This is a genomic window from Cochleicola gelatinilyticus, assembly GCF_001637325.1.
In the GTDB taxonomy this organism is placed as follows: Bacteria; Bacteroidota; Bacteroidia; order Flavobacteriales; family Flavobacteriaceae; genus Cochleicola; species Cochleicola gelatinilyticus.
The window spans coordinates 22,234-49,036 of sequence record NZ_LRXL01000052.1 but is presented as its reverse complement, the minus strand read 5'-3'; the positions used below and the strand labels follow the sequence as shown (position 1 = coordinate 49,036).

General features: G+C 36.3%; 23 protein-coding genes. 9 read left to right on the top strand and 14 right to left on the bottom strand.

Annotation, left to right across the window (positions count from 1 at the left end):
• Positions 1-62 precede the first annotated feature (62 nt).
• The 4 genes from ULVI_RS13135 to era all read right to left on the bottom strand — a co-directional run bounded on the left by ULVI_RS13135 (position 63) and on the right by era (position 4,977).
• Positions 63-2,009, bottom strand: a complete 1,947-nt coding sequence (locus ULVI_RS13135; protein ID WP_068593258.1) for a M1 family metallopeptidase — start codon at positions 2,007-2,009, stop codon at positions 63-65.
• A gap of 276 nt (positions 2,010-2,285) precedes the next feature.
• On the bottom strand, positions 2,286-3,044 hold the full coding sequence (locus ULVI_RS13130; protein ID WP_082830875.1) for a DUF6090 family protein: 759 nt from the start codon (positions 3,042-3,044) through the stop codon (positions 2,286-2,288).
• A 215-nt stretch (positions 3,045-3,259) separates the two neighbouring features.
• Positions 3,260-4,036 carry a M90 family metallopeptidase gene (locus ULVI_RS13125; RefSeq protein WP_068593256.1) on the bottom strand — a complete coding sequence of 259 codons (777 nt, stop codon included), beginning with the start codon at positions 4,034-4,036 and terminating at the stop codon, positions 3,260-3,262.
• Between the two features lie 56 nt (positions 4,037-4,092).
• Positions 4,093-4,977, bottom strand: coding sequence for a GTPase Era (era, locus tag ULVI_RS13120; protein ID WP_068593255.1), 885 nt, complete (start codon positions 4,975-4,977; stop codon positions 4,093-4,095).
• 299 nt (positions 4,978-5,276) lie between these two features.
• On the opposite strand from era, the gene ULVI_RS13115 reads away from it, so the two are divergent.
• A complete protein-coding gene (locus ULVI_RS13115) occupies positions 5,277-7,139 on the top strand; it encodes a PAS domain-containing protein (RefSeq protein ID WP_197463515.1) in 1,863 nt (620 codons plus the stop codon).
• Positions 7,132-7,524, top strand: a complete 393-nt coding sequence (locus ULVI_RS13110; RefSeq protein ID WP_068593253.1) for a response regulator — start codon at positions 7,132-7,134, stop codon at positions 7,522-7,524. Before ULVI_RS13115 ends, ULVI_RS13110 begins: the two co-directional genes overlap by 8 nt.
• Here ULVI_RS13110 and ULVI_RS13105 read toward each other — a convergent pair.
• From ULVI_RS13105 to ULVI_RS13085, 5 genes are all read right to left on the bottom strand, one after another.
• A complete protein-coding gene (locus ULVI_RS13105; protein ID WP_068593479.1) occupies positions 7,515-8,762 on the bottom strand; it encodes a cation:proton antiporter in 1,248 nt (415 codons plus the stop codon). The two genes, ULVI_RS13110 and ULVI_RS13105, sit on opposite strands and share 10 nt — an antisense overlap.
• A 263-nt stretch (positions 8,763-9,025) precedes the next feature.
• Positions 9,026-9,487: an RNA methyltransferase gene (locus ULVI_RS13100; RefSeq protein ID WP_068593252.1), complete on the bottom strand. Its 462-nt coding sequence runs from the start codon at positions 9,485-9,487 to the stop codon at positions 9,026-9,028.
• An 87-nt stretch (positions 9,488-9,574) separates the two neighbouring features.
• Positions 9,575-10,591, bottom strand: coding sequence for an App1 family protein (locus tag ULVI_RS13095; RefSeq protein ID WP_068593251.1), 1,017 nt, complete (start codon positions 10,589-10,591; stop codon positions 9,575-9,577).
• Between the two features lie 60 nt (positions 10,592-10,651).
• Positions 10,652-11,920, bottom strand: a complete 1,269-nt coding sequence (locus tag ULVI_RS13090) for an MgtC/SapB family protein (protein ID WP_241780995.1) — start codon at positions 11,918-11,920, stop codon at positions 10,652-10,654.
• A gap of 72 nt (positions 11,921-11,992) precedes the next feature.
• Positions 11,993-14,497: a sodium-translocating pyrophosphatase gene (locus ULVI_RS13085; RefSeq protein WP_068593250.1), complete on the bottom strand. Its 2,505-nt coding sequence runs from the start codon at positions 14,495-14,497 to the stop codon at positions 11,993-11,995.
• A 163-nt stretch (positions 14,498-14,660) separates the two neighbouring features.
• On the opposite strand from ULVI_RS13085, the gene ULVI_RS13080 reads away from it, so the two are divergent.
• Complete coding sequence (locus ULVI_RS13080) at positions 14,661-14,891, top strand: Kazal-type serine protease inhibitor domain-containing protein (protein ID WP_068593249.1); 231 nt, start codon at positions 14,661-14,663, stop codon at positions 14,889-14,891.
• Between the two features lie 179 nt (positions 14,892-15,070).
• Here the strand turns inward: ULVI_RS13080 and ULVI_RS13075 are convergent, their stop codons facing one another.
• The 4 genes from ULVI_RS13075 to ULVI_RS13060 all read right to left on the bottom strand — a co-directional run bounded on the left by ULVI_RS13075 (position 15,071) and on the right by ULVI_RS13060 (position 20,369).
• Positions 15,071-15,598 carry an inorganic diphosphatase gene (locus ULVI_RS13075; RefSeq protein ID WP_068593248.1) on the bottom strand — a complete coding sequence of 176 codons (528 nt, stop codon included), beginning with the start codon at positions 15,596-15,598 and terminating at the stop codon, positions 15,071-15,073.
• A 206-nt stretch (positions 15,599-15,804) separates the two neighbouring features.
• Positions 15,805-16,614: a M23 family metallopeptidase gene (locus ULVI_RS13070; RefSeq protein ID WP_068593247.1), complete on the bottom strand. Its 810-nt coding sequence runs from the start codon at positions 16,612-16,614 to the stop codon at positions 15,805-15,807.
• 114 nt (positions 16,615-16,728) lie between these two features.
• Positions 16,729-19,194 carry a DUF5686 and carboxypeptidase-like regulatory domain-containing protein gene (locus tag ULVI_RS13065; protein ID WP_068593477.1) on the bottom strand — a complete coding sequence of 822 codons (2,466 nt, stop codon included), beginning with the start codon at positions 19,192-19,194 and terminating at the stop codon, positions 16,729-16,731.
• Between the two features lie 176 nt (positions 19,195-19,370).
• Entirely contained in the window at positions 19,371-20,369 is a 999-nt protein-coding gene (locus ULVI_RS13060; RefSeq protein ID WP_262485584.1) for a pyruvate dehydrogenase complex E1 component subunit beta, read from the bottom strand.
• A gap of 181 nt (positions 20,370-20,550) precedes the next feature.
• Between ULVI_RS13060 and ULVI_RS13055 the strand changes: the two genes are divergently transcribed.
• The 4 genes from ULVI_RS13055 (at position 20,551) to ULVI_RS13040 (ending at position 24,983) form a co-directional block, all read left to right on the top strand.
• A complete protein-coding gene (locus ULVI_RS13055) occupies positions 20,551-21,291 on the top strand; it encodes an electron transfer flavoprotein subunit beta/FixA family protein (protein ID WP_068593245.1) in 741 nt (246 codons plus the stop codon).
• 78 nt (positions 21,292-21,369) lie between these two features.
• The gene (locus ULVI_RS13050) at positions 21,370-22,338 is read left to right on the top strand and encodes an electron transfer flavoprotein subunit alpha/FixB family protein (RefSeq protein WP_068593244.1); all 969 of its coding nucleotides are present in this window, start codon (positions 21,370-21,372) and stop codon (positions 22,336-22,338) included.
• A 217-nt stretch (positions 22,339-22,555) separates the two neighbouring features.
• On the top strand, positions 22,556-23,185 hold the full coding sequence (locus ULVI_RS13045; protein ID WP_068593243.1) for a bifunctional nuclease family protein: 630 nt from the start codon (positions 22,556-22,558) through the stop codon (positions 23,183-23,185).
• 67 nt (positions 23,186-23,252) lie between these two features.
• On the top strand, positions 23,253-24,983 hold the full coding sequence (locus tag ULVI_RS13040) for a nucleoside transporter C-terminal domain-containing protein (protein WP_068593476.1): 1,731 nt from the start codon (positions 23,253-23,255) through the stop codon (positions 24,981-24,983).
• On the opposite strand, the gene ULVI_RS13035 is transcribed toward ULVI_RS13040, so the two are convergent.
• Positions 24,980-25,345, bottom strand: a complete 366-nt coding sequence (locus ULVI_RS13035; protein WP_068593242.1) for a hypothetical protein — start codon at positions 25,343-25,345, stop codon at positions 24,980-24,982. The two genes, ULVI_RS13040 and ULVI_RS13035, sit on opposite strands and share 4 nt — an antisense overlap.
• A gap of 141 nt (positions 25,346-25,486) precedes the next feature.
• On the opposite strand from ULVI_RS13035, the gene ULVI_RS13030 reads away from it, so the two are divergent.
• Together ULVI_RS13030 and ULVI_RS13025 are read left to right on the top strand one after the other, a co-directional pair.
• On the top strand, positions 25,487-26,311 hold the full coding sequence (locus ULVI_RS13030) for a thymidylate synthase (protein ID WP_068593241.1): 825 nt from the start codon (positions 25,487-25,489) through the stop codon (positions 26,309-26,311).
• Positions 26,312-26,335: 24 nt separating this feature from the next.
• Positions 26,336-26,764, top strand: a complete 429-nt coding sequence (locus tag ULVI_RS13025; RefSeq protein WP_068593240.1) for an energy transducer TonB — start codon at positions 26,336-26,338, stop codon at positions 26,762-26,764.
• Positions 26,765-26,803: the final 39 nt, after the last annotated feature.

Here is a 26,803-nt window from a genome sequence, read left to right as displayed (position 1 = left end):
AAGTACTGTTTTTCACGGAAGCATTGTATTTAGAAAATTCTTATTTACTGAAATGAAACCAGTTATTCTTTTGCGGTCATCCATACATCGTTTGTGGCATCGGCATCGGGAATTTTCTTAGACGGATCGATGGTTACTTTTTTTAAGGTTTTACTTGTTTTTAATAAGTATTCATGCGCATTATCTCGTTGCCATATTTCTACTGGCAGCTGTGTTTCTTGCGTACTCCCATCTTCAAACTCTAACTGAAGCATTACTGGCATTGGCATACTTCCTATATTCTCTAACGAAATAATATATCCTTCTTTATTCTTCTGTGGTTTTACACCGGCAATACCTATGTCTATTGTGTTTTCTCCATAGAACCACCCTTTCCAGAACCACGAAAGGTTTTCACCTGTTACGTTTTCCATATGATTAAAAAAGTCGGTAGGTTGAGGGTGCTTATACGCCCAAGTTTTAATATACGATTTAAAAGCAGCATCGAAACGCTCTGGCCCTACTACTACTTCTCGGAGAAGAAAAAGTCCGACCGCTGGTTTGTAATATGCAACAAACCCAAGATTAATCGCATTGCTTACGTCGGGATACGTATCGATACCTTCGGTTTTTTCCCAACTTAAATAGTTGGTGATCATCTTCGGATTGCTAAGCATCGAAGGGTATTCCCCCTTATTAAAAGCAAGGGTACTGTAATGATTTATAAAAGTATTAAACCCTTCATCCATCCATGCATAACGTCGCTCATTAGAACCTACAATCATTGGAAACCAATTATGACCAAATTCGTGATCGGTAACTCCCCAAAGCCCTGCTTCGCGACTGGTATAACTACAAAAACTTACTCCGGGATACTCCATACCGCCTACATTAGATGCAACGTTAATGGCATCGCTATAGGGATATGAAAAATAATTTTTTGAATAGAACTCTATGGAAGCTTTTGTATATTCTGTAGATCGTGACCAACCTTTTTGACCCGCACTTTCTTTAGGATATACCGATTGCGCTAAAGCTGTTTTTCCTTCGGGGAGGTTAATTCGTGCGGCGTCCCACACAAATGCCTTTGAAGTGGCAAATGCTACATCACGCGTGTTTTCCATTTTAAAGTGCCAAGTGAACGTTCCCGTTTGTTTGGGTCTAGCTGATGGCAACCCCACCTCTTCTGCCGTGAGAATCATGACCGTAGCATCACTTTTTTGAGCTTTATTCCATCGTTTAAGTTGGGTGTCGGTTAAGACATCTTTGGCATTTTGTAGCGCGCCCGAACCTACTACAACGTGCGTTGCTGGGACGGTAATTTTATACTCATAATCTCCATATTCACAATAAAATTCTCCAGCTCCCAAATAGGGTTCGGTATTCCAACCAGTGACATCATCGAAAACGGCAACTCTCGGATACCATTGCGCCATGGAGTAAATTATTCCATTTTGGGTTTGTAGTTGTCCCATCCGGTCCATACCACTGGCAGGGATTTTATAAGTAAAATTCATGGTGATTTCTGCCGTTCCGCCATTGGCTTCGATAGGTTCTGCAAACCAAACCTGCATTCGGGTATCGGTAATTATATGTTTTGATGAGGTCTTTCTGCCAGAGGTAGCCTTTAGGTTTGAAAGTTGATAGCCCCCATCGGTATCTCCATCGTATCTCCCTCCAGTGATTGGAGAAGTGAGTGTTCCGCGTGAATCTTCGGTAAACCGATTTTGTTCGAGGTACATCCAAATAAATTCTAGCGTTTCTGGGCTGTTGTTGGTATACGTTAAAGTTAACTTTCCTGAAAGGGTATTCTTGATGTCATCGAGCGTAGCTTCAATTGTATAGTCTGCTTCATTTTGCCAGTATTCTGGACCGGGTTTTCCGGAAGCGGTACGATAGCTATTTCCTTGTCGGTAGGTAAATTCGTTAAACAGATCTTGATTGTCTACAGCATTTTCCTGTGCTGAAATGTTTCCGAAGAAACCCATTAAAAAAACAACTAATAAAGTTGAATACAGATTAAGTCGCATGATGAGGTAGTTATAAATGAGAACGCTAAGATAAAGAAAGAAATTGATGCGAAAATTAATACAAAGTGATTTTCCAGAGCAAAAAAGGTCGTGTACAAATTAACTTGTTCTAAAAGAAATAGAATAGCCAAACAAATAACTTAAAAACGCCTTATTTGTATCTAATTTTTGTGTGTGTCAGCAACTAATTGAGTACACACAAACCGAATAGAAAACCTCGAGGATTTTGGTAAATAAGCTTCCACTAACAATGAAGTATACCCGTTGTGTGCTTTGTTATTTTTCTTTTAATTCAGCATTGATACTCTGAATCATTATTTCGATTTTATCCATAAAAATTTGTTCATCGATCACATTTTCTTTTTTCCAAGCAACTATATTGGCTGTTAAATCTTCCATTTCACGATTATTGAAGAACCATTGATAGTCTGATGAATAGGTGCCTTTTGGAAACTCTTTATACCTCTCAGAAGATGATATGCTATTTAAAGCACTTAATTTACCATCGGTTGAAGGCCATAAACGTTCATTTAAAAGTCTCCTTACAAATCCATCTTCTTGGCTAGCATCTATAACCATCGATTCAAAAGATGAAATGAAAGATTTCAATTCAGCGTTTTGTAAGTAATCAATTTTATTCGATGCAATAAGTGATTTGATATATCCGTCTTTTGCTTCAAATGAAAATCCGCTGAATGCATTTGAAGTCAGCGAATCTAATTTTGATTTAGATATATTTGAAACATTCGTTCCGAAAAGATGCAAAAGATGCATTCCGTCTTCAAATTCTGACGTATGTTGTTTATTGATCTCTTTAAGACCTTCAAGGTTGAATTCCAGCACAGTTTTTAAATTATAAAGAATCTCTACTTCTGCATTTCTAATTTTTCTGGATTCGTTCCAATTATTTATTGATAATGCAATTAGAATACCGATAACCACAAGCACAATTTCACCAATGGCATAAAGAAGATATTTGCTGAATTTGTTTTCAGAAAGCAATCTTTGTCTAATTTTTCTGAAGAATTTTATCACAAGGAGTTCGTTTCTCTAAAGATATGATTTTTATTGAATTAGATCGTTTAAATCATGAAGCACAGCAAGGTAATACAAACACCTGTTTTTAACGGTTACAACGAAATACCAGATTGGGCACCATTATTTACCTAATGTATCTAAATTTTTTTTGATAAGGAAATTACGCTTTTTAAAAAGAAGTTTTCTTCTGAAAGCCTTTTTTTTACGTTGTATTAAGTTGCTCTATCTTGTTGAAAGCAACGTACGAGAAGATCGTACAGTTCTGGGTGTTTCTTTTTAAACAGATCGGGACGTTCAAAGAAGTATTCGGAAGCAACTGCAAAAAATTCTGCTTCATTTGTAGCGCCATAGGGACGTATATCGGAATCGTTATTCTGAATTGCTTCCATCTCTTCATGCATAAGTTTTAACCAAGGCGTAATGTACTGTCGCTGTAAAAGCCGTTCGGGAACACCATCGGTTTCTCCGTCTAGTTTGTCTATAAGATGCACAAATTCGTGGACAGGAGTATTGCTTTTATCGGTATCGTTTTCAAAACCGTGGTACAAGGCTCGTTTAGAAAGAATCATTTGTTTTTCGAAACGGCCCGACCCTACCAGTCCCGAAATAACTTTAGATTCCCCTTCGTGATCAAATTCCAGATCGCCGTTAAAATTATTTGGATATAAAATTATTCCACTAAGGTTTTTGTAATGCCACTCTTTAAATCCGAAAACAGGGATTACAGCACTTGCAGCAATAAGGATGGTGTCGAGTTCTTCTAATTTAATTTCTACGGCTTCAATCGTGACTTCGCTCAAAAAAAGCATCATTCGTTTTTGAAATAATTTCTGATCTGCTTCGGAAAGATCCCGATAAAAATGAACATGCTCTAAAAGAAGAGGATGCCAATTCTTCGGAAATTTCTCAACGGGTTTGTTTTTCAGTTTACTGAAGGCGTAGATTCCGAAGATTAAAAGTGCTACAAATAGAAGTATGGATACCGACATATAAGAGAATAAAAAAGGTTTCAGAAAAAATCCAATAAAGCAATCAAGAGTTATTATTATTTATTCTGATATCCGAAGCGACGCAATTGACGATCATCGTTACGCCAGTTTTTATTCACTTTTACATATAATTCAAGGTGAATTTGTTTTCCGAAGAATTTCTCTAGATCTTTTCGCGCTTCGATCCCAACTCGCTTAATCGCTGAACCTTTGTGGCCAATAATAATTCCTTTTTGGGTTTCTCGCTCAACCATAATTACACTTCGAATTCGAATAATGTTTTCGTCTTCAAAAAACTCCTCTGTGTCTATTTCTACTGCGTATGGGATCTCTTTTTTGTAATGAATCAAGATTTTTTCGCGAATGGCTTCGTTCACAAAAAAACGTTCTGGTTTGTCTGTTAGTTGGTCTTTTGGGTAAAATGCTGGAGATTCTGGTAAGAGTTCGATGATGGTTGAAAATACTTCGGGCACTCCAAATCCTTCTAAGGCTGAGATAGCAAAAATTTTCGCATTAGGAACCTTTTTTTCCCACAATGCAAGGGCTTCAGTAAGCAACGCTTCGTTTCCTTTGTCAATTTTATTAATTAGTAATAGTACAGGAATTTTAGCATTGGTAATTTTATTGAAAAAAGCTTCATCTTTTAATTCTTTTTCCCCTAATTCTACTAAATAGAGTAACACATCGGCATCTTCGAAAGCAGATTTTACAAAATCCATCATGCTTTCTTGTAATTGGTAGGCAGGTTTAATAATTCCGGGAGTATCGCTTAAAAGCACTTGAAAATCCTCTCCATTTACGATCCCCAATATCCGATGCCGTGTGGTCTGGGCTTTTGAGGTAATAATAGAAAGTCGTTCCCCTACAAAGGCATTCATGAGTGTACTTTTCCCTACATTCGGGTTTCCAATTATGTTTACAAATCCAGCCTTATGTGCCATTCTTTCTTTTTTATACAAAGATAGGGAAATAAACAGGTTGAAGGTTTATATGTTTTTATAATGCCATATAAAGTCTTTTTAACCTTTATGATTTATCATATTTTTTAAAAGCACTTACAAAAACATCTATAAAACGCAATAAATATAGATAAAACGCCTGTTTTTTAAAAAAAACATGTATATTGCTCAACGCTCCCTAGTACTATTTTAGCAATACTTTTTTTAAAGTAATTGTGGTCTTAAACCACTTCAATTTTATTCGGTTAATAATGGGGTCACCGTTTACAAAAGCAAATAATATGTCTATATCTGAAGATCTAACTGAAAGGTTACACTCTTTAGTGAAGAAAAACACCTCTGTTTTTGAGTTTTTATACAATTCCGATAGTGATGGGTATTGCTTTTTCAATATTCAGAATTCTTCAAACAAATTCATAAATACTGCCCTATCGAATACCTTAGGGTATACTGATACTACGCGAGATCATCAAGCTTTTAATGTATTTACCGAAAAAGATGATCAAAGAATGATTTCATCTGCTTTAGAAAAAAAGTGTAGCGATTCTTCTAATTTTAAGGGAGACGTTACTCTTAAAAATTTTGAAAAAATTAAAATTCCTTTTACATATTTAGGAGTTAAATTAAAAACAAACGAACATACGTACCTTTTATGTTGTTTTAAAAAGCAGTCTTATCAGCAAGTAAAACGGGACACAAAACTTGCCATCTACCAAAAACTTTTCGAAAACACAAATCTCGCCGCATGGCGATGTGACAATACCACAAGAAAATTTGAATATAATGAAACCTGGGTTAAACTTTTAGGGTATAGCCTTGATGAATTTAACCCAACAAGCATTGAGGAAATAAGAACGGTATTACATCCAGATGAATTAACAAGGGCTAGAGAAAATTTTGTAACCTATCTAGAAGGAAAATCTCCATTTTACGAAACAGAAATCCGGATGAAACATAAAAATGGACACTGGATTTGGATGCGTAGTAAAGCTGTGATTGTCTCCTATACCGAGGACGGAGAGCCAGAATGGATATATGGATATCGAGAAGATATCGACAAGGAAAAAAAGGAAGTGGAAATAAAAAAATCGTTTATTGCCGAGATCCCTTCTGCTACGGCAATGCTTGACAGGAACCTAAATTATTTAGCTGCTTCTAAAAAATGGCTTACTAATTACAACATTGACAGCAAAAATTTCATTGGAAAATCACATTTAGATTTTTTTCCCAATCTTCAACAACGCTGGAAAGATATCTATGCACTATGTCTTCAAGGAGAAACCAAAAGATCTGGTGAAGAATTATTTGTAGATAAAAATGGTAAAGAAATTTGGCTTATTTGGGAAATTAAACCTTGGTATAATTCTGAAAACAAAATAGGGGGAATTTTAATCTATTCTTTAGACATTACTGAAGATAAAACAAAAGCAAAAGAAAAAGAAATAAACGCATTATTAAGAGTAACTAAAGAACAAAATCAAAGATTAAAGAACTTCGCTCAAATTGTATCTCACAACCTACGATCTCACTACGGCAATTCTGAAATGCTTTTAGAAATGTTAGAAGAAGAAAATCCATCTTTAAGAAATACTACCACATTCGATTATATAAGAAAAACAACTGAGCGATTAAATAGTGCTATTTATCACCTTAATGATGTAATATTAATAAACTCGACACCGAGCTGTGATTTTATAAAGGTAGATTTAAATGAAGTACTTAAAACGGCACTAATTAATGCTGAAATGAATGCAGCCAAACATAAGGTTTCCATTACAAATTCAATTAATGAAACAACCCATATCTTGGGCATTAAAACATATTTAGAAAGTATTATTCACAATTTGGTAGATAATGCTATAAAATTTTCTTCTCCTGAACGAACAAGCTTTCTGAAGATAACGTACACAAAAGAAGACCTCTTTGGAATACTTACTTTTGAAGATAATGGCTTAGGAATCGATTTAGAAAAAAATAAAAACAAGCTCTTTGGAATGTATAAAACGTTCCACAAACATATTGAAGCACGTGGGGTTGGACTCTTTATTTGCAAACATCAAGCAGAAGCTATGGGAGGGCACATTGAAATTGAAAGTACGGTAAATGTAGGCACTATCTTTAAAGTCTTTTTACAACATGAATAAAGTAAAATCAGTTTGTATTATCGATGATGATAAAATTTTTATTTACACACTTAAACATCTTTTGGGTAAAATGGATTTTTGCGAAGATTTTATACTCTATCATAATGGTCTGGAAGCGGTAAAAGGTCTAACTGCAAGAATGGAAAATCAAGACCAAGTACCAGATATAATTTTACTCGACTTAAATATGCCTATTATGGATGGCTGGGAGTTTTTAAAGGAAGTCTCAAGCAATTCAGAGCTTAAGAAAATAAAAACCTTTATAGTTACTTCTTCCATAGATCCCGAAGACTTTAAACGCACTAAAGATCACTCCAATGTCGAAGGCTATATTACAAAACCTCTAAACAGTAAAAAATTAAAAGAAGTTTTTAATCATTTATAAATCTCATTTATCTTTTTCACTAATGTACCTACAGTAAGTCCTTGTACTAATATAGAGAAAACAACGACAACATATGTGATGACCAGAAAAAGTTCCCGATGCATTTCGTTTGTTAACCCCAAGGCCAGCGCAATAGAAATTCCTCCACGTAAGCCACCCCATGTCATAATAAGATTTGTTTTAGGAGCAAAGTTAAGTTTCTCTTTAAAGAAATTTATTGGCAGTAATAGCGATGTATATCTGCAAGCAAGTATTAATGGAATTGCGATTAAACCAGCCATAATATAGCTTCCTTCAAAAGAGAGCACCAGCATTTCCATCCCAATAAGCACAAACAAAATAGTATTTAGTAATATGTCTAATAGTTCCCAAAACTTGTCTACATACGATTCTGTAACTTCAGACATGGTAGAAGCACGGACCGTATCGTTGCCAACTATGAGTCCCGCCGTAACCATTGCTAAAGGAGCTGATAAATGAAAATATTGAGCTATAACTGTCCCTAGCATCACTGCCGCCAGAGTAATAATAACCTCGATATCATAATCGTCTATCGATTTTAAAAGTCGATAAGTAACAAATCCAATAAGGAGACCTAGTGCAATACCACCAATAACTTCGGTAGCAAATAATTCTACAATCTGAATAGGGTCTACCACTCCGTTTCCAGAGGAAGCAATTTGAAAAATAGTTATAAATATCACTACTCCCACTCCGTCATTAAATAAAGACTCTCCCACTATTTTTGCTTCAAGATTTTTAGGAGCTCCTGCTTTCTTTAAAATACCCAAAACAGCAATAGGATCGGTTGGAGAGATCAATGCTCCAAAAAGCAAACAATAAATAAAATCTACGTTTAAACCAATAACCTGCAGCACATAATACATTCCAACACCTACCAAAAAAGTTGATACTAATATTCCTAGAGTTGCAAATACCAACACTGGCCAACGTTGTACCTTGAGCTGCTCAAAATTGGTATGTAGGGCTCCTGCAAATAATAGAAAGCTTAACATAATATCAAGCAGCACAGTTCTAAAATCTATTTGGGCTAAAATATACTTCTCAGCATTAAGTAATGTAGGGTCGAAATAACTAAGGCCGAAAATTCCGAGTGTAAAAACTATAGTGATGAGCATCAAGCCAATCGTATTTGGAAGCTTTAAAAACCGCACATTAATATATCCAAAAACAGCAGCCATGACGACAAGCACGGTAATAATAAAGAAGTAATCCATTCTAAAATTTATTTTCTCTCCAAGATACATTTAAAATAAACGACAGTTTGTATAAAAATTTAGCAAACTGAAATCTAATGAGTTACAATTAAATTTATTTCCGTTAAAGAGAATTGTTTTTTGATGTTACTTTTACTTTAGCGGAACTCAGCATGTTTTCTAATTAGAAAATGAGCACTTAAGCAGCTACCGTTATAAATTTTGTTATGAAAAGAACCCATTCCACCGTTGCCGGAATGGGTTTTTTTATTCTGAATTTTATATTATTGTCTGGGTTTATTTCGACTACGATCGTATAAAACAATACTTCCCGCTACCGCTACATTTAAACTATATTCTGAAGGAAACTGAACTAAAAAATGAGCTTTCTCAATCGCTCGATTCGAAAGTCCATGGTCTTCTGCCCCTAAGAGATACACGCACCTTTTTGGGTGTTTAAACTCTTCTAAGTTGTTAGCACTTTCCGTTTTTTCAACTCCTACAATACGCACCCCTTTTGGTAGATGTTCGTAAAAATCGTCGAAAGTTTTGTAATGATAATACGGCAACGATTTTACAGAGTTATGAGTATCACATGCCTGATTTGCATACCGATTGCCAATAGTAAAAATAAAACTCGCTCCCATATTTTGAGCCGTTCGCCATAGCACTCCTAAATTTTTGGGAGTTTTTCCGTTCTGAATTCCGATACCAAAAAATGAAGTAGTAAAATTATTAGGTTGCATATCAACTTACTTTGGTAGATAAAAAGCACTAACTATTTAAAATAAACAAGGTGCAAAAGTATTAAATAAATCCTTTTGGAAGTAACATTACAATTTTGGCGCAGCTATAAACTCTTGCGCTGTAGCATGCTCTATTGCCTCTTCACTACTCTTAACCAAGAGTGTAGGCACCTTATTATAGCTGTCGAAAATTCCTTGAATACGAAGCATTTTCTTTTTATGCTTTACACTACGTAAGTAAATTGCCTTTATACGCTTCGGAAAGGCTTCTGCAATCTCTATATAAATATCAGCGTCGTGCTCTCCACTGTCTCCTATAAGTATAAATTGCATGTTGGGATAAGTGGTAAGTATGTCTATGATTTCTTTTTGTTTCTGAGGTTTTTCGGAAGAATCTTTTTTACTGAATGGCTTCGGAAAGTCTCTTAATAACACCGGACCCTTTGGAAATGTTTGTTCTTTAAGAAATAATGCGAGGTATCGATATAAGTTCCACGGACTATGGCTCACATAGAAAATAGGATTAGCATCTTCTCCTGTTTTCCCTAAATGAAGCAACTGATAAAAAGAAGCAGCTCCCTCTAACGGACTTCGTTTCATTACATTTTTAAAAAATGTATTAAACACCAATTTTAACTTTAAAAATGATGTCACTCCCGTGTGAAGAATGGTATCATCGATATCACTGCAAACCCCAAATTTACTTGTTTCTGAAGGGATAAGCATTTCTCCCGCAAATCGATTGTCATTATTAATAACTCTGCCTGGTTGCGGATCTTCATAAGAAATTTCATATTGCAGCCAACCTTCAGAATTGGTGAGATCATTTAGATTTGGGACCTCCGCTTTCAGTTTAAAGTACCCCTTTTTATCGGTGGTAACGTACAGAAATGTATCGTTAGGAAGTTTTATTTTTAATTTAGTATGTGCTATTTCATCGGTTTCAAAACGTTTCCAGGTATTCCGAAGTAATGAAAAAAAACCTCTTTTAGTTAAATCGATATTTTCATCTTCTAAAGCACGACCCCTAATATATAAATGTGTGGGGGTTCCATAACTTGAAAATGTAATGATCTGTAAAGGATCTTTTTTAAATAATGCCATAAATACTTTGAGATACTAGATTTTTTTTCTTTTAAACAACTACTTTACAAACTCTTACTGCTAAAAGTGCCATCCTTCGGGCCAAAGCCATATAATGAGAAGCCCTGTTGCGATTGAGATGCCGAAAGATAACGAAATCCATTTCAACAATTGTCGTGTTCCGAGGATCGCTGCCATAATTCCTTTGAATAATAAATTAGAAAGAGATGCTAGTAATATAAGCCGCCATCCAGTAGCGGTTTCTAAGCCGCCACCTTTCATTAATTGAGAGAGTGACAAAGTAATGGCATCTACATCGGTGAGACCGCTAATAATGGCAACTATGTACAATGCATTGTTTCCAAATTCTTCTTTAGTAAATGCTACTGCTAATAAAATTAAACCATATAATAATCCAAAGATCAACGCACTTTTAAACTGTGCCGGATTTTCTGGCTCTGGCATCTTGTCGTCATTCTTTTCTTTATTTATTAAATAGAACAATCCTACACAGAGTATCGTCATAATTATAAATTCAAGAAGAATGGGGAGTATAATTTGTGGAAGTTTTTCTGGTATTATGACTCCAACCTCAACCAATACGCGAGCCAATGCAATAGTAGATGCTGCGGTAATTACAAAAGCTGCAAGTTTACTAATGTTCTTTGAATTTGTAGTCTTTCTCGCATAACTTACCGTTGTTGCAGTACTACTTATAAGACCTCCCAAAATACCATTAGAGATGATCCCTACATTTTTGCCTACGAATTTATAAATGAAATACCCTATCACACTTATACCTACAATCAATGTGACCATCATCCAGATATTTCTAGGGTTTAGAACATCGAAAGGGCCGAAGGTTTTATCGGGAAGTATGGGTAAAATCACTAGGGAAATACCGGCAAACGTCATGATTGCCGCGAGATCTTTTTCTTTAAGTTTTTCAATAAAATCGTGAAGATGCTCTTTCACATAGAGTAAAATTGCCATCGTTCCGCCCACTACAGCCCCTATTATTTGGCTCCCTAGTACTAAATATGCTCCTATAGCAAACATTAATAATGCAGCAACCTCGGTGGTCTGCCCCACATCTGCTTCAGTAAATTTTTTCAGTTTAATAATATTAGCGACAATTAATAAAGCAGTTAGACAAAGCCCTAATACAGGCAAAATAAAAGGATTATCGAATTCTCTGGTTAAGAAACCTGAGACAACTCCTAGCACTGCGATTAGTGTAAAAGTACGTACGCCCGCCATTTCTTTATCGGATGTCTGACGCTGTAGACCAACAAGCATCCCCAAACCAAATGCAATTCCTAATGTTATTAAATCTTCGTAATTCATCATATAACTAAAATACTAAAATCCATAAAAAAACCCTGCCGTTTATAGGCAGGGTTTTAACTGAATTAAATAAAATTAGCTTTTATCTTTAATTTTTATTTTTATGTCTTCAACATCCTTTAGTTGATCACGCACTTCATCTTCAGTTCCCGTAAAGGTTTTCTTATCGATTGTGGTCACACCATCTACAGTACGTCGAATCTCAACATTTGCTGTTACTTGATCGTTGTTATCATTCTTAAGCATTTCTACAAAAGTTTCCGTTTTATCTTTCAAACTTTCACCATTTGCATTATCAACTACATTGGTCTTATTCTGAATTTCATTCACTTGTTCTGTAGTTAAAACGGTGCGTGTACCATCTTCAGAAATAAAAACCATTTCATCTGAAGCTACAGTTTCTACAACAACGGTATCTTCGGTAGCATGCCCACCAAGAAGCGGTGCGATCACCAATCCCACAAGACAGGTTAGTTTAATAAGAATGTTCATAGAAGGCCCAGAAGTATCTTTAAATGGATCTCCAACGGTATCTCCAGTAACGGCTGCTTTGTGAGCGTCACTTCCCTTATAAGTCATTTCTCCATTAATCATTACTCCTGCTTCGAACGATTTCTTAGCATTATCCCAGGCACCTCCTGCATTGTTTTGAAAGATCGCCCACATTACACCACTTACACAAACACCTGCCATGTAACCACCTAAAGGTTCAGCTCCAAAGATCAATCCAATAAGAATAGGAGTAATAATAGTTAATAATCCAGGAAGGATCATTTCTTTTAATGCTGCTTTGGTTGAAATATCAACACATTTTGCATATTCGGGTGTAGCAGTACCTTCCATAATTCCAGGAATCTCACGGAACTGTCGACGTACTTCCTGTACCATTTCCATCGCTGCTTTACCCACCGATTTCATTGCCATTGCAGAAAACACTACAGGGATCATTCCACCTACAAATAACATTGCTAATACATCGGCACGGAAAATATTGATTCCGTCGATACCTGTAAATGTTACGTAAGCAGCGAATAGTGCTAAAGCGGTTAGTGCTGCAGAAGCAATTGCAAATCCTTTCCCTACCGCTGCTGTTGTGTTACCTACAGAATCTAAAATATCTGTACGTTCACGAACATGCGGCTCCAATTCACTCATTTCTGCTACACCCCCTGCGTTATCTGCAATAGGTCCAAAAGCATCGATTGCTAATTGCATTGCCGTAGTTGCCATCATCGCTGAAGCTGCCAATGCAACTCCATAAAATCCTGCTAATTCGTAAGAACCGTAGATCGCAGCTGCAAATAAAATAACTGATGCGAAAGTAGAGTACATTCCTACTGCTAATCCTGCGATTATATTCGTAGCGGCTCCAGTCGAAGAATTTCGTACAATATCCATAACTGGCTTTTTCCCTAAGCTCGTATAATATGCGGTTACCATAGAGATCAACGCACCAACGGCAAGACCAATACACGCAGACCAGAATACATTAATGGATGGGATCTCTTTTACTCCTTCTCCAAAAAATTTCATGTTCATTGTTTCTGGCAGCATCCAGTCTATTAAAAACCAACTTGCCACCAAGGTAAGTAAAATAGCGGCCCAGTTACCCATATCTAATGCTCTCTGAACCTGTGGTTCCTTAGCATCGTTATTTTTTATTCCTACTAAAAACGTTCCCAAAATGGATGCTAAAATTCCTACTCCAGCAATTACGATTGGAAGTAGGATAGGCCCCATGTTATTAAATTCGTCTGTGAAAACTCCATTATTAGAAGCTGCGATATCTCTAATCACATAATTTCCTAGTACCATTGCGGCCAGTACAGTTGCCACGTACGATCCAAATAGATCCGCTCCCATTCCGGCTACATCTCCTACATTATCTCCAACATTATCTGCAATTGTTGCAGGGTTTCTAGGGTCGTCTTCTGGGATTCCAGCCTCTACTTTTCCAACAAGATCTGCTCCTACATCGGCAGCTTTCGTATAAATACCTCCCCCAACACGGGCGAATAAAGCGATGGATTCAGCTCCCAATGAAAAACCTGCTAAGGCTTCCAACACCACTGTCATATTATCATAGAAAGTTCCGTCGTTCCCCATGAAATTTCCAACAAAAAACATAAAGAACAAACTCAGTCCTAAAACGGCAAGACCCGCAACACCAAGCCCCATAACGGTTCCACCACCAAAAGAAACTTTTAGCGCCTGTGGCAAACTTGTTTTAGCAGCTTCGGCAGTACGTGCATTAGCTTCAGTTGCAATACGCATCCCAATGTTTCCTGCCAATGCAGAGAATACAGCACCAATGATAAAAGCGGGAACGATCATCCAGCTCGTTGAAGGCACAAGGGTTGAGACCACATAAAGTAATACAGCAGCAATGACCGCAAAAATCACTAATAATCGATATTCAGCATTTAAAAATGCCAATGCACCTTCTTTTATACTTTTAGAAATAAATTGCATCCGATCACTACCGGCAGGTTGCTTTTTTACCCAACTCATTTTTATAAGCATAAAAATCAGTCCTAAAATTGAAAGGGCGATAGGCACATAAATAATGTTCTGTTCCATGAATGTTTAAGGTTATGTTAATTCGGATGCTAAAGTAACAAAATCGAACTAAAGAAAAAAGCAATCCTAATTTTGAGATCAATGATAGATTAACAATTAATTTCAGAAAAATTAAATCATATCTTATTATCTTTAAACTTGAAATGATAATACCCCCAAAAATATGAAATTAACAAAACACCTTCTATCTATCGTTGCGGTGATAGCTGTATATATAACAATTTATTCCTGCGGTACTGTAAAATCTAATTGTATCGATTCTTCACAAATAAGCGAAGGACCTTGTACGATGGAATACGACCCTGTATGTGGCTGTAATGAAACGACCTACAGTAATCCTTGTGCCGCTGATCGGGCAGGAGTAACATCATGGGAAAAAGGTACTTGTAATTAATTTAAAATTGTAATCACTTCAAACAGAATAAATCAAATTTAAGGAGTCTTAAGTCTTATGTAGTTATTAGGCTAGCAAGCTTCAATTAGACTCTAAAACTTTGCATGATAGGAACAGATCGAAAACAAAAAAACTCTGAATTTATCATTCAGAGTTTTTTACATATTTATAAGCTGTAATTATCGAATGGTCACTTCTTTAAAAGGAACATCACTTTCTCTGAAACGATCTATACATTTAGCTACAATTTCTTTTGCTTCTTTTTCATCACCCCATCCACCTACGTCAACTTTCTTTTCTTCAAGATCTTTATATACTTGAAAGAAATGTTCGATCTCTTTAATAAGGTGTGGATTTAATTCTGAAAGATCATTTACAGTGTTGGCGATAGGGTCACTAATAGGTACACAGATCACTTTTTCATCGGGTCCTTTTTCGTCTGCCATATGAAATACACCAATAGGCTTTACTTCGATTACACAACCGGGAAAAGTTGGTTCGGTTACAAGTACTAGCACATCCAACGGATCTCCATCTAATGCTAAGGTTTCGGGAACAAAACCATAATCTGCAGGATACATCATAGATGAAAAGATCATACGGTCGTACCGTATTCTTTTTAATTCAAAATCGTATTCATATTTATTACGGCTTCCTTTCGGAATTTCTATTAGTACGTCGAACGTATTCACCTTATCTGCTGTCATAATGCAAGTATATCTACTGAAAAAAATCAGTCTTTATTAATAATCTTTCTTTTAAATAATATAGAATAGCACCCAATAAACTTTGTGACCACCCCATTTTTAGAGGGCGCAAAAGTACTAAAATTCCCGTAATAACGGAAACGAACTCAATTGGTTTTTTTTAGAAAATAATAGACTGAATTTTCAATAATAAATGAGAAGTGGACTTAGTAGTTTCGAGTATAGGTTGCACCTTCTAGTAAAATACCATAATCACTTCCATTTCCGAGAAGAAAATTTGTTTTTAAAATCTTTCGTTTTGAGACGTCGGCTAAGAAGATTTCGAGATGTAATTTTGGTCTATTTGCACGTCCAGCAACGTCACTTAATCCCACTGGTTGCCCTATTTTAACAGGATCCCCTTTCGCAACTAAAATCCCTTCTTTCTTAAGAGAACTATATTCTGCAAATGTGCCATCTATGTGATACACGAGTATGTAATTTTTCACATCATTACAATCTTCTTCTCGACAACCTTTTTCATTTTCTGCAACGACCTCAATTACAAGTCCTCCTCTAACGGCTGTAATTACGGTACCTAATGGCATTTCAAAATTTATAGCGAATTCTTTTTCTTGACCTGTATTGGTATTAGTAGGTTGTAACAGTTTGTAAGAGCCCCCTTTTTTAAATGGCAATGCATATTCGAAAACCGCATCATATTCCTTTTTATTTGAATCTCCAAAATAAGAAGTAACAATATGAGAAAATTGATGCGCTTGTAACTTACTAATTATTTTTAAAGTGTTAATTTGAAAGTATTCCGCTTTCGCGGGTACAATAATTATTGCATGATCGCCTTTCTCCGATTCCAGATTTTCTAATGTAAGATCTAGTTGAACTGTCACCGGACAACCTTCAGTATTATCAGCAAAAACGTCATAACCATCTGCAGTAGTTTCAAAATATACGGTCACATTGGGAGATGCATATACAGAGGTTACGGCAACCAAAAGGAGCCAAACAAGGAGTTTCATATAATTGATTTAAATGGTTGGTTGTGGGGAGATTACCAAATTTAGGGAACTTTTTTCAGAAAAAGCACATTACAACTCCATGAAATGAAATAAATAAATTCCGAAGAAAATTTTTTAGAAAGAAAATCCGAATACCCCCGTAACACCAAATTTGCGCGCACCTGGGTTGCTTAAATAGTTTCCTCGGAAGTTAAAATCTATTCTAAAGATTTTAAAAATATTACCAATTCCTACACTGTATTCGTAGTAAATTTCTGTAGGCGCCTGATATACAATGTTTGACGCATTTAAAGCAATATTTTCATCTGACACCTCCCCATAAACTGCACGAAAACCAATTACTTCGCGAAGATTAAGTTTTCGAAGTCCAGGAATTCTAGAAAAAAGTCTTCCGCCAAAATTATGCTGTAAATGCAACGATGCGTATGTATCACTTACAAATTCGTAATAATCTAATTGTGTAAAACTATTATACAAACTAAAGTACGTCTGATTACCAGGAACTGGATTTAATAAACTAAGTGGCACTGGGTCGAACACTTTTCCTACTTCTACTGTTGAAAGAAGCCTTCCTATTCCTCCAATATTCCATGGACGTGTATAGAGTCCTTGCAAACGTTTATAATCGAAATCTCCCCCTAATACGTTTTTCAATCCTAATGTATATCCGAGGTAAAAAATTGAATAATCACCATCGTTTATTATGGTTTGTTCCACGCCATATCCTGAAGTTTTACGGCCAGGTGTATAATTTAAGCTAACCTCGATCTCTGGTTGAGAAATTGTACTTTGCACATCTCCGTTCTCATCAAAATAATCGATACTAAAAGTATCGGTAGCAGATTTCAATGTACGATAGGATCCGGTAATTCTGGTGATTAAATTTTTTGACGGCTCTAAAGAGAAACCTGCGGTAGTTAAATTAATTCGTGTTAACCGGTCATTTGCCCCTACTGAAATTAGTGATGACGACGCCAAACTTCTGCCTAACACATCGTTGCTATTTGTTAGAGTAGCCCCTGTTTGCTCTACATCTTTCCGATTTCCCCCAAAGACCGTTAATCTTGATTTGCGATCAAGCAACCATTTTCCCGAAACACCATACTTAAAGCGTTCATCTCTCAATCCATACGCTCCAAATACTTCTAGGCGCCAAGGGTCGTTTTGAGTAAAATAGGTACGACCACCTAAACGGATTCGTAATCCTTCCGCTTCATTAAAGCCAAAGACTGAAAATACAGGACCTACATCAACATTTCCTATTTGATAATATCCTGACACCAATGTTGCACCAATATTATACAGTGCTTTAAATCGAGGAACTGTTTTTAACGTGTCAAGCATTTTATAGACCCCTTTTTCATCATTATTAAGGGCTTCCATTCTTTTTGTTTTCCAATATTCGTCATCCCTATTATAAACTTGAAATTGATAAGGATCTACTTGATTGGAATAAAAGCTTTTATCCTTCGGAATATCGAATACATAATTGTCGTATAATGTAGTTCGCTTTCCGTAAACACCACGAGCCCCTTCCTTTTTTCGAAGGCTAAAATCACTTAAAAAATAATCTCGGGTAATTAAAAAAATAGAATCGTTTAGCACATCGAATTCCTGTTCGATATAGACTTCTCGCACCCAGTTAAGGTTAGCACTTTTTGAAGCCTGCATATTAATTTCTTTAATCGCCCAAGTAGAATCGTTTACCCAGAAATCTCCTTTAAATGTAAGCTCATTCTTACGTCTAGGATAATAGACAATATTATAACACCATTTATTATCGCGATAGGCGCTATCAAGCAATACATAATTGTACACATCGATTCCGGTCTTTGAAAGCGGACTTGTAAATGCTTTATCGAAAAATTTAAGGTAGTTGTCGTAAACGTCGTAATCGCTGTACAGATCTTTTACAAATGCGATAAGAGTTTGATTGTTACTAAAACCAGAGTTTTTGTTTCCATCAAGCACTTCTTTTTCTTCATTTAAAAGATTGTCTCCGTACACTTTTGAAAGTGCCTCATTTATAAAAATAGGCAGGTAGGTATTTCCGGTAATCTTAGACGTATCGGTTTGGTCGAAAATAAATTCCATTCCCTTAAACACCGGACTTTTAATCAGTGCACTGTCGATAGTATTTAGGTCAAATTCTAGTTTTTCGTATTTATCGTACGTATACTGTTTAAACTTTTTTACTCCATTTTCCCTTCTATTTTCCCAGACCTTACGAAGAATATCGATTGCAGGATTGTTTTTTTTAGATTGTTTCCCGCTAAAGATCACCACCTCATCCAACGATGCAGCCTCTTCCTCTAAGATGACTTCCATTTTGTATGTGCTTCGTTCAGTAAGTACGATTTCTTTGGTTTCGTAACCAACAAAAGAAAAAATAACATCGGTATATGTTTCATCACTTTCTAAATAAAAACGTCCGTCTTCATTAGTGATGGTACCTTCATTAGAGTCTTTAAAGATTACATTTGCAAAAGCAACCGACATCCCTGTAGGATCTTTCACCACACCACTTACTTTAGTCTGAGCTAAAGTTGAAATTACAACGAAAAAACATGCAACAACCATCAAACCTTTCCGAAGAAAATTAGGAAATAAGAAAGATGTTGGAAATTCTAAACTTCGGAAAAAATAACTATTTGTGCGCATTCAGGGTTTTTAAGTAACAACTAGAAAAGGTGTGTAGTAATTACGTACTAAAATCAAGCCACGGTTTTTAAGAACCGAATTTAGATAATAATTTTTTAGTCTTTATACAGCACTTTTTTTACCGCCTTTATAACATCATCGCTATTAGGAAGCCATTCTTTAAGTAACACAGGCGAATATGGCGCTGGAGTGTCTGCTGTATTTATCTTTACAATAGGAGCATCTAAATAATCGAATGCCGCACTTTGAACTTGGTAGGTGATTTCTGTAGAAATATTTCCAAAAGGCCATGATTCTTCTAAAATTACAAGACGATTTGTTTTCTTTACAGACTCTATAATTGTATCGTGATCCATTGGACGAATGGTGCGAAGATCAATAATCTCACATTCGATCCCTTCTTCTGAAAGTTGCTCGGCTGCTGTGTATGCTTCTTTAATAATTTTACCAAAAGAAACGATAGTTACATCGGCACCCTTTCGTTTAATTTCTGCTACTCCAATTGGGATTAAATATTCTCCTTCAGGTACTTCTCCCTTATCTCCATACATCTGTTCACTCTCCATAAAGATCACTGGATCGTCATCGCGAATTGCGCTTTTTAATAATCCTTTTGCATCTGCAGGATTACTTGGCACTACTACTTTAAGACCAGGACAATTTGCATACCAGCTTTCGAATGCTTGAGAGTGCGTAGCAGCCAACTGACCTGCAGAAGCGGTAGGTCCACGAAAAACGATAGGACAATTAAACTGTCCTCCCGACATCTGGCGAATTTTTGCGGCGTTGTTAATAATCTGGTCGATTCCAACTAATGAAAAATTAAACGTCATATATTCAACAATAGGACGGTTCCCGTTCATAGCAGAACCAATGGCAACACCTGAAAATCCTAATTCAGAAATAGGAGTATCGATGACACGCTTTTCTCCGAATTCATCCAACATACCTTTACTCGCTTTGTAAGCACCATTATATTCGGCAACTTCTTCGCCCATTAAATATATAGTATCATCACGACGCATTTCTTCGGTCATCGCTTCACAGATCGCTTCTCTGAATTGTAAGGTCTTCATAAGAGTATCAAATTTTATATAATTTATTTCAAATGGTATTGAAAATTGAAATAAGAAAGGCAAAAATACTATTATTTATATGTGCATAGATATAATTGTGAAAGTTTTCAATAAAATTTATTATGCATGCATAGTAAAATACAGAATATATTAGTATCTTCGTAGCCCAAAAATTTACAATTAAAATAATACTTCACATATGAAAATATTAGTGTGTATAAGTCACGTACCCGATACTACCTCTAAAATTAATTTTACCGAAGGAGACACCAAATTCGACACCAACGGTGTGCAGTTTGTGATCAATCCAAACGATGAGTTTGGTCTTACCAGAGCCATGTGGTTTAAAGAAAAGCAAGGCGCTTCAGTAGATGTAATAAACGTAGGTGGACCCGAAACAGAACCTACACTTCGAAAAGCATTAGCCATTGGTGCCGATGCTGCCATTCGAGTAAATACACCTGCAACCGATGGTTACTCTGTTGCAAAACAATTAGCTTCTGTTGTAAAAGATGGTGCATACGATCTAGTTATTGCTGGTCGCGAGTCGATCGATTATAACGGTGGGATGGTCCCAGGTATGCTTGCTAAGTTAACCGATGCTAATTTCGTAAATACTTGCATCAATCTTGAAATTGAAGGAGATAATGTTACTGCAATTCGTGAAATCGATGGTGGTAAAGAAACTGTAAGCACGAAGTTACCTCTAGTAGTAGGCGGTCAAAAAGGACTTGTTGAAGAAAGTGATCTTCGAATCCCGAACATGAGAGGCATCATGCAAGCTAGAAGCAAGCCTTTAACTGTAAAAGAACCAGTGGCGGTTTCTCCAGAAACTACAACAGCTTCTTTTGAAAAACCAGCTCCAAAAGGTGCTGTGAAGTTAGTTGATAATGTAGACGAACTTATTGATCTTTTACACAACGAGGCAAAAGTAATATAAACAAGTTATCAGTTCTTAGTCCAGGGTGGAGCTATTTTGCCACTCATGACTTATAACTTATAACTCATAACTATAAAAATCATGGTACTAGTATATACAGAATCCGAAGAAGGAACATTTAAAAAAATTGCTCACGAAGCAGTTTCTTATGCAAAAGGAATCGCCGATATGATGGGAACAAGCGTTACTGCAGTTTCAGTAAACGGTGGAAACAGTGAAGAGCTCGGAAAATTTGGTGCTTCAAAAGTATTGGAAATTTCCAATGATAAATTAAGTAAATTCAATGCAGACGCATATGCCGATGTAGTTGCTCAAGCAGCTAAAAAGGAGGGTGCTAGTGTAATTGTACTTACATCAAGCGCAAACAGTAAATTTATGGCTCCATTAGTAGCTGTAAACCTAGAAGCAGGATATGTAGCGAATGTTACAGAACTTCCTACGAATACTTCTCCTTTTCAGGTAAAGCACAGTGTTTTTACTAATAAAGCATTCGCCATTACTGAAATTACAACCGATACAAAAGTGATCGGATTAGGTAAAAACGCATACGGTCTTAAAGAAAATGAGACTACAGCTACTACTGAAGCGTTCTCTCCCGAACTAGCTTCAGAAGATTTTTCAGTAAATGTTGTTTCGGTAGATAAAGCAACAGATAAAGTAACGATTGCAGATGCAGAAGTTGTTGTTTCTGGAGGTCGAGGCTTAAAAGGACCTGAAAATTGGGGAATGATCGAAGAATTAGCTGAAACTTTAGGCGCTGCAACAGCATGTTCTAAACCCGTAAGTGATATGGGCTGGAGACCTCATAGCGAACACGTAGGGCAAACAGGTAAGCCAGTAGCTTCTAACTTATACATTGCTATTGGAATTAGTGGTGCCATTCAACATTTAGCTGGTATCAACTCGTCTAAAGTAAAAGTAGTAATTAACAACGATCCAGAAGCTCCTTTTTTCAAGGCTGCAGATTACGGAATTGTTGGAGATGCTTTTGAAGTGGTTCCACAACTCAACGAAAAATTAAAAGCCTTTAAGGCACAAAACGCATAATTTTTAGTATTTTGGACCTTTGTTAGAGGGCTGTTTAAAATAGGAAGCATCCTTATTTAAACAGCCTTTTCTCATGTAGATCAGAGTGTTTTAGCATAATGAGAGAGCCGTGATTTTTTGTGACGTTCTACATTATTCTATTACGGTTTAATGTAATTTTACACGTTTAAAAAGTAGCGCAAAAGGCTACTACATACCGACAACTGAAAACTTATTAATGAGCCTAGTACGACTTAATATTAAAGGAATCTCTTACAGTCAAACACAAAATGGAGCCTACGCGCTAATTTTGAGCGAAGTGGGTGGCGAACGAAAATTACCCATCGTGATTGGCGCTTTTGAAGCACAATCTATTGCAATCGCTTTAGAAAAAGAGATAAAACCTCCACGCCCTTTAACTCACGATTTATTTAAGAACTTCTCAGATCGTTTTTCAATTGTTGTAAAACAAGTAATTGTACATAAGCTTGTCGATGGCGTGTTCTATTCGAGCATTATTTGCGAGCGGGACGCAATCGAAGAAATTATCGATGCCCGTACCAGTGATGCCATTGCACTGGCATTGCGTTTCGACGCACCTATATTTACGTACAAAGCAATACTTGACAAAGCTGGTATATTCTTGAAAACGCCTTCAAAGAATTCCGACAAAAAATCTTCACAGCAAGAGGATGCCGTTATCGAAGAATTAATTTTAGGAGAAGACAAAGAATCTAATCCCTCGAGTGGAAAAAAATATGGAAAATTCACTTTAAAAGAATTAAACACCATGCTGGATCAAGCAGTAGCTAACGAGGATTACGAAACCGCAGCCAATATTCGAGATGAAATTTCAAAAAGGGAATAAGTAGCTCTATGAAATCTTAAATCTCATTATCATGCCCAAACATTTTTTGATGCACAACAATACGTTTATGAAGAATCTTTTAATTATTGCCTTTCTTCTGGCTTGCTTCGGAAGCAGTTTCGGACAAAACATTGAAAAAAAATGGGACCTCTTCTCTCTTGAAAATGAAACTGGAGAATCACTCTTCCCAGTAAATTCTGAAGAAGACTACCTCAAATTAAACGAAGGAAGTTTTGAATATTCATTAAAGGCGAAGAACCTGATAACCTCAGGCGATTATATTCTTCAGAAAAATTTATTGGTCCTTTTCTACGATACCCCAAACGATTCAATTTCAAGATATCGAATTTCTGAACTTACCGACAGCACTTTAGTTTTTTCAGAAAAAAATAGAATTTTTAAATTTAAAGGTCCCACACAAACAGAGATATCAGCAGTAACTCCTTCCGCTATTGAAGGAAAAAGCAACCTTGCACTAAAACCCGATCAAGGAGTAGGATTAAGCATGAATAGTATTTTACGCGGTGTTTTGGGGATGGTCTTTCTTCTCTTTATTTGTTATTTGTTAAGTAGTAATCGTAAAAAGATCGATTGGCGTTTAGTTGCAACAGGACTTGCACTGCAACTCATATTTGCACTTTTAGTTTTAAAAGTACCTTTTGTAGCAACCATTTTCGATTGGATCTCAGACAAGGTGGTAACCTTTCTAAATTTTAGTGAAAAAGGAGCAGAATTTTTATTTGGTGGCCTCGTCACAGACATGAATACGTTTGGATATATTTTTGCTTTTAAAGTATTACCTACTATTGTTTTCTTCTCTGCTTTTACTTCACTTTTATATTACCTTGGAATTTTACAGTTATTCGTAAAAGCGTTTGCATGGGTTATGAGCAAAACCATGCGCCTTTCTGGTGCTGAAAGCCTTGCAGCAGCTGCCAATATTTTTATTGGACAAACAGAAGCTCCTTTAGTGGTTAAACCTTACCTCGACAGAATGACAAAATCTGAAATGCTCTGCCTTATGGTTGGGGGTATGGCGACTATCGCAGGAGGTGTTCTTGCAGCCTTTATTGCATTTCTTGGTGGGGAGAGTGATGCTGAAAAAATTATTTTTGCAAAACATTTACTTACCGCTTCCATCATGTCGGCTCCCGCTGCGATCTTGATAGCAAAAATGCTCTACCCAGAAACCGAAAAAGTTGATAAAAAACTAGACATTTCAAAAGAAAAAATTGGTTCTAACATATTAGACGCAATTTCTAGAGGTACCACCGAAGGACTTAAACTCGCAGTAAATGTGGGTGCTATGTTGTTGGTATTTACTGCTGTGATTGCCGTTTTTAACTGGATCACTGTTGATTGGATAGGTGCTCCTACCGGGCTGAATGAGAAAATTGCTGTACTTACCGATGGCCGCTATAATGAATTTTCTATGCAGTTTATTCTTGGTAATATTTTTGCGCCCGTGGCATGGATTATAGGCGTTCCTGCGGAGGACATTACTGTGGTTGGTCAACTTCTTGGAGAAAAAACTATTTTAAATGAATTCTTTGCCTATGCCTCCCTTAGTGAAATGAAACAGGCTGGAACTATTGTAAATTATCGTTCCATTGTAATTGCAACCTATGCACTTTGCGGTTTTGCAAACTTTGCTTCTATAGGAATACAAATTGGAGGAATTGGAGTTTTAGCACCTTCACAACGAGCCGTTTTAGCTCGCTTCGGAATTAAAGCTCTTATAGGAGGAACTGTAGCTGCGTTACTAACAGCAACTATTGCTGGAATGTTAATTGGTTAAGAACTTCGTATTACAGTAGAAGCCCAATCTACTGCTTCTTCTATGGTTTTAAAAAAACTAAAAGCACCACTAAATAAATCCATTTCTGCAAAGGCAAGTTCTCGTACCTGTTCTTCTTGAGAAACTATCGCCAATCCTACCATGTGTTTAGGATTAATAAATCGGTAAGCATTAGGATCTACTTTAGAAACAAAATCTCTTTTAGAGATAAAAACATAAGGAGCTTCATTGTAATGTAAATTGAGTATATCAAAAATATACTCTCCAAGAGATTCATTCACATCTACGGATCGAAGATGGAAGATGACATGCTTTCGAAAGCATTCTAATATTCCGTAGGGTGTTATATATTTTTTTTCCATTGCAATACAGCATAATATCAAAGCTACATTATTTTTTTCACATAACTTTAACATTCTTAATAACTTCTTCAAAAAACTTATTGCCTCTCTTCTAATTCATGAATGGCTTTTTTTACATTTAACCCAGTCTAAAATTATGCTATGAAACAATATCACGACCTCCTAAAACATGTATTAGAAAACGGAACCGAAAAACACGATCGTACTGGAACTGGAACGAAAAGTGTTTTTGGATATCAAATGCGATTCGATCTTAGTGAAGGGTTTCCTATGGTAACTACAAAAAAATTGCATTTAAAATCCATTATTTATGAATTGCTATGGTTTCTAAAAGGAGACACTAATATCGAATACTTAAAAGAAAATGGTGTACGTATTTGGAATGAGTGGGCAGATGAAAAAGGGGACTTAGGCCCGGTCTACGGACATCAATGGAGAAATTGGAATAGTGAAGAGATTGATCAAATATCAGAAATAATTCGCACCCTTAAAAACAACCCTGATAGCAGACGAATGTTGGTGAGTGCCTGGAACCCGAGTGTAATGCCCGATTCGTCGGTTCCATTTTCTGAAAATGTAGCAAAAGGCAAAGCAGCGCTTCCACCCTGCCATGCTTTCTTTCAATTTTATGTTGCAAATGGCAAACTTTCTTGCCAGTTATATCAGCGTAGCGCCGATATTTTTTTAGGAGTTCCCTTCAATATTGCCTCTTACGCACTTCTTACGATGATGATGGCGCAAGTTTGTGGCTATGAAGCTGGAGACTTTGTACATACTTTTGGAGATGCTCATATCTACAGCAATCACATGGAACAAGTAGCCCTTCAATTATCTAGAGAACCAAGGACCTTACCCAAAATGTTGTTAAATCCAAAAGTAAAAGATATATTTGGCTTCAAATTTGATGACTTTACATTGAAAGACTACAACCCGCATCCTCATATTAAAGGAGCAGTAGCTATTTAAATCATCTTTAAAACCCTACTTACTATGAAAAAATCACTTCTCATTTTAGCTATTCTTTTTAGCGCAACCCTATGTGCACAACAAGAATGGGGAGATATGCAAAAGAATGAACTTACTTTAAAAGAAATTGCCCCCATATGGCCAGGCTGTGATTCTAAAAATGTTGCACAACGAGATGCCTGTTTCGACACAAAACTTTCCCAACATATCCAAAAAAACTTTAAATACCCTGCCGCGGCATGGAAAAACAAAGAACAAGGAAGAGTTGTTGTAGAATTTGTAATCGATGAAAAAGGCATGCCAGTAGTAAAAAGTGCAACTGGTGCAACCAAATCATTACAGGAAGAAGCAAAACGAAATATTATGGCAATCCCAAAAATGACCAAGCCCGGGATGATGGGTGGAAAACCACGTGCTATTAAATACACGGTTCCATTTACATTTAAAATGTAGTATGGTTTAACAACTGTTTAACGGATAGTGAACAACTCT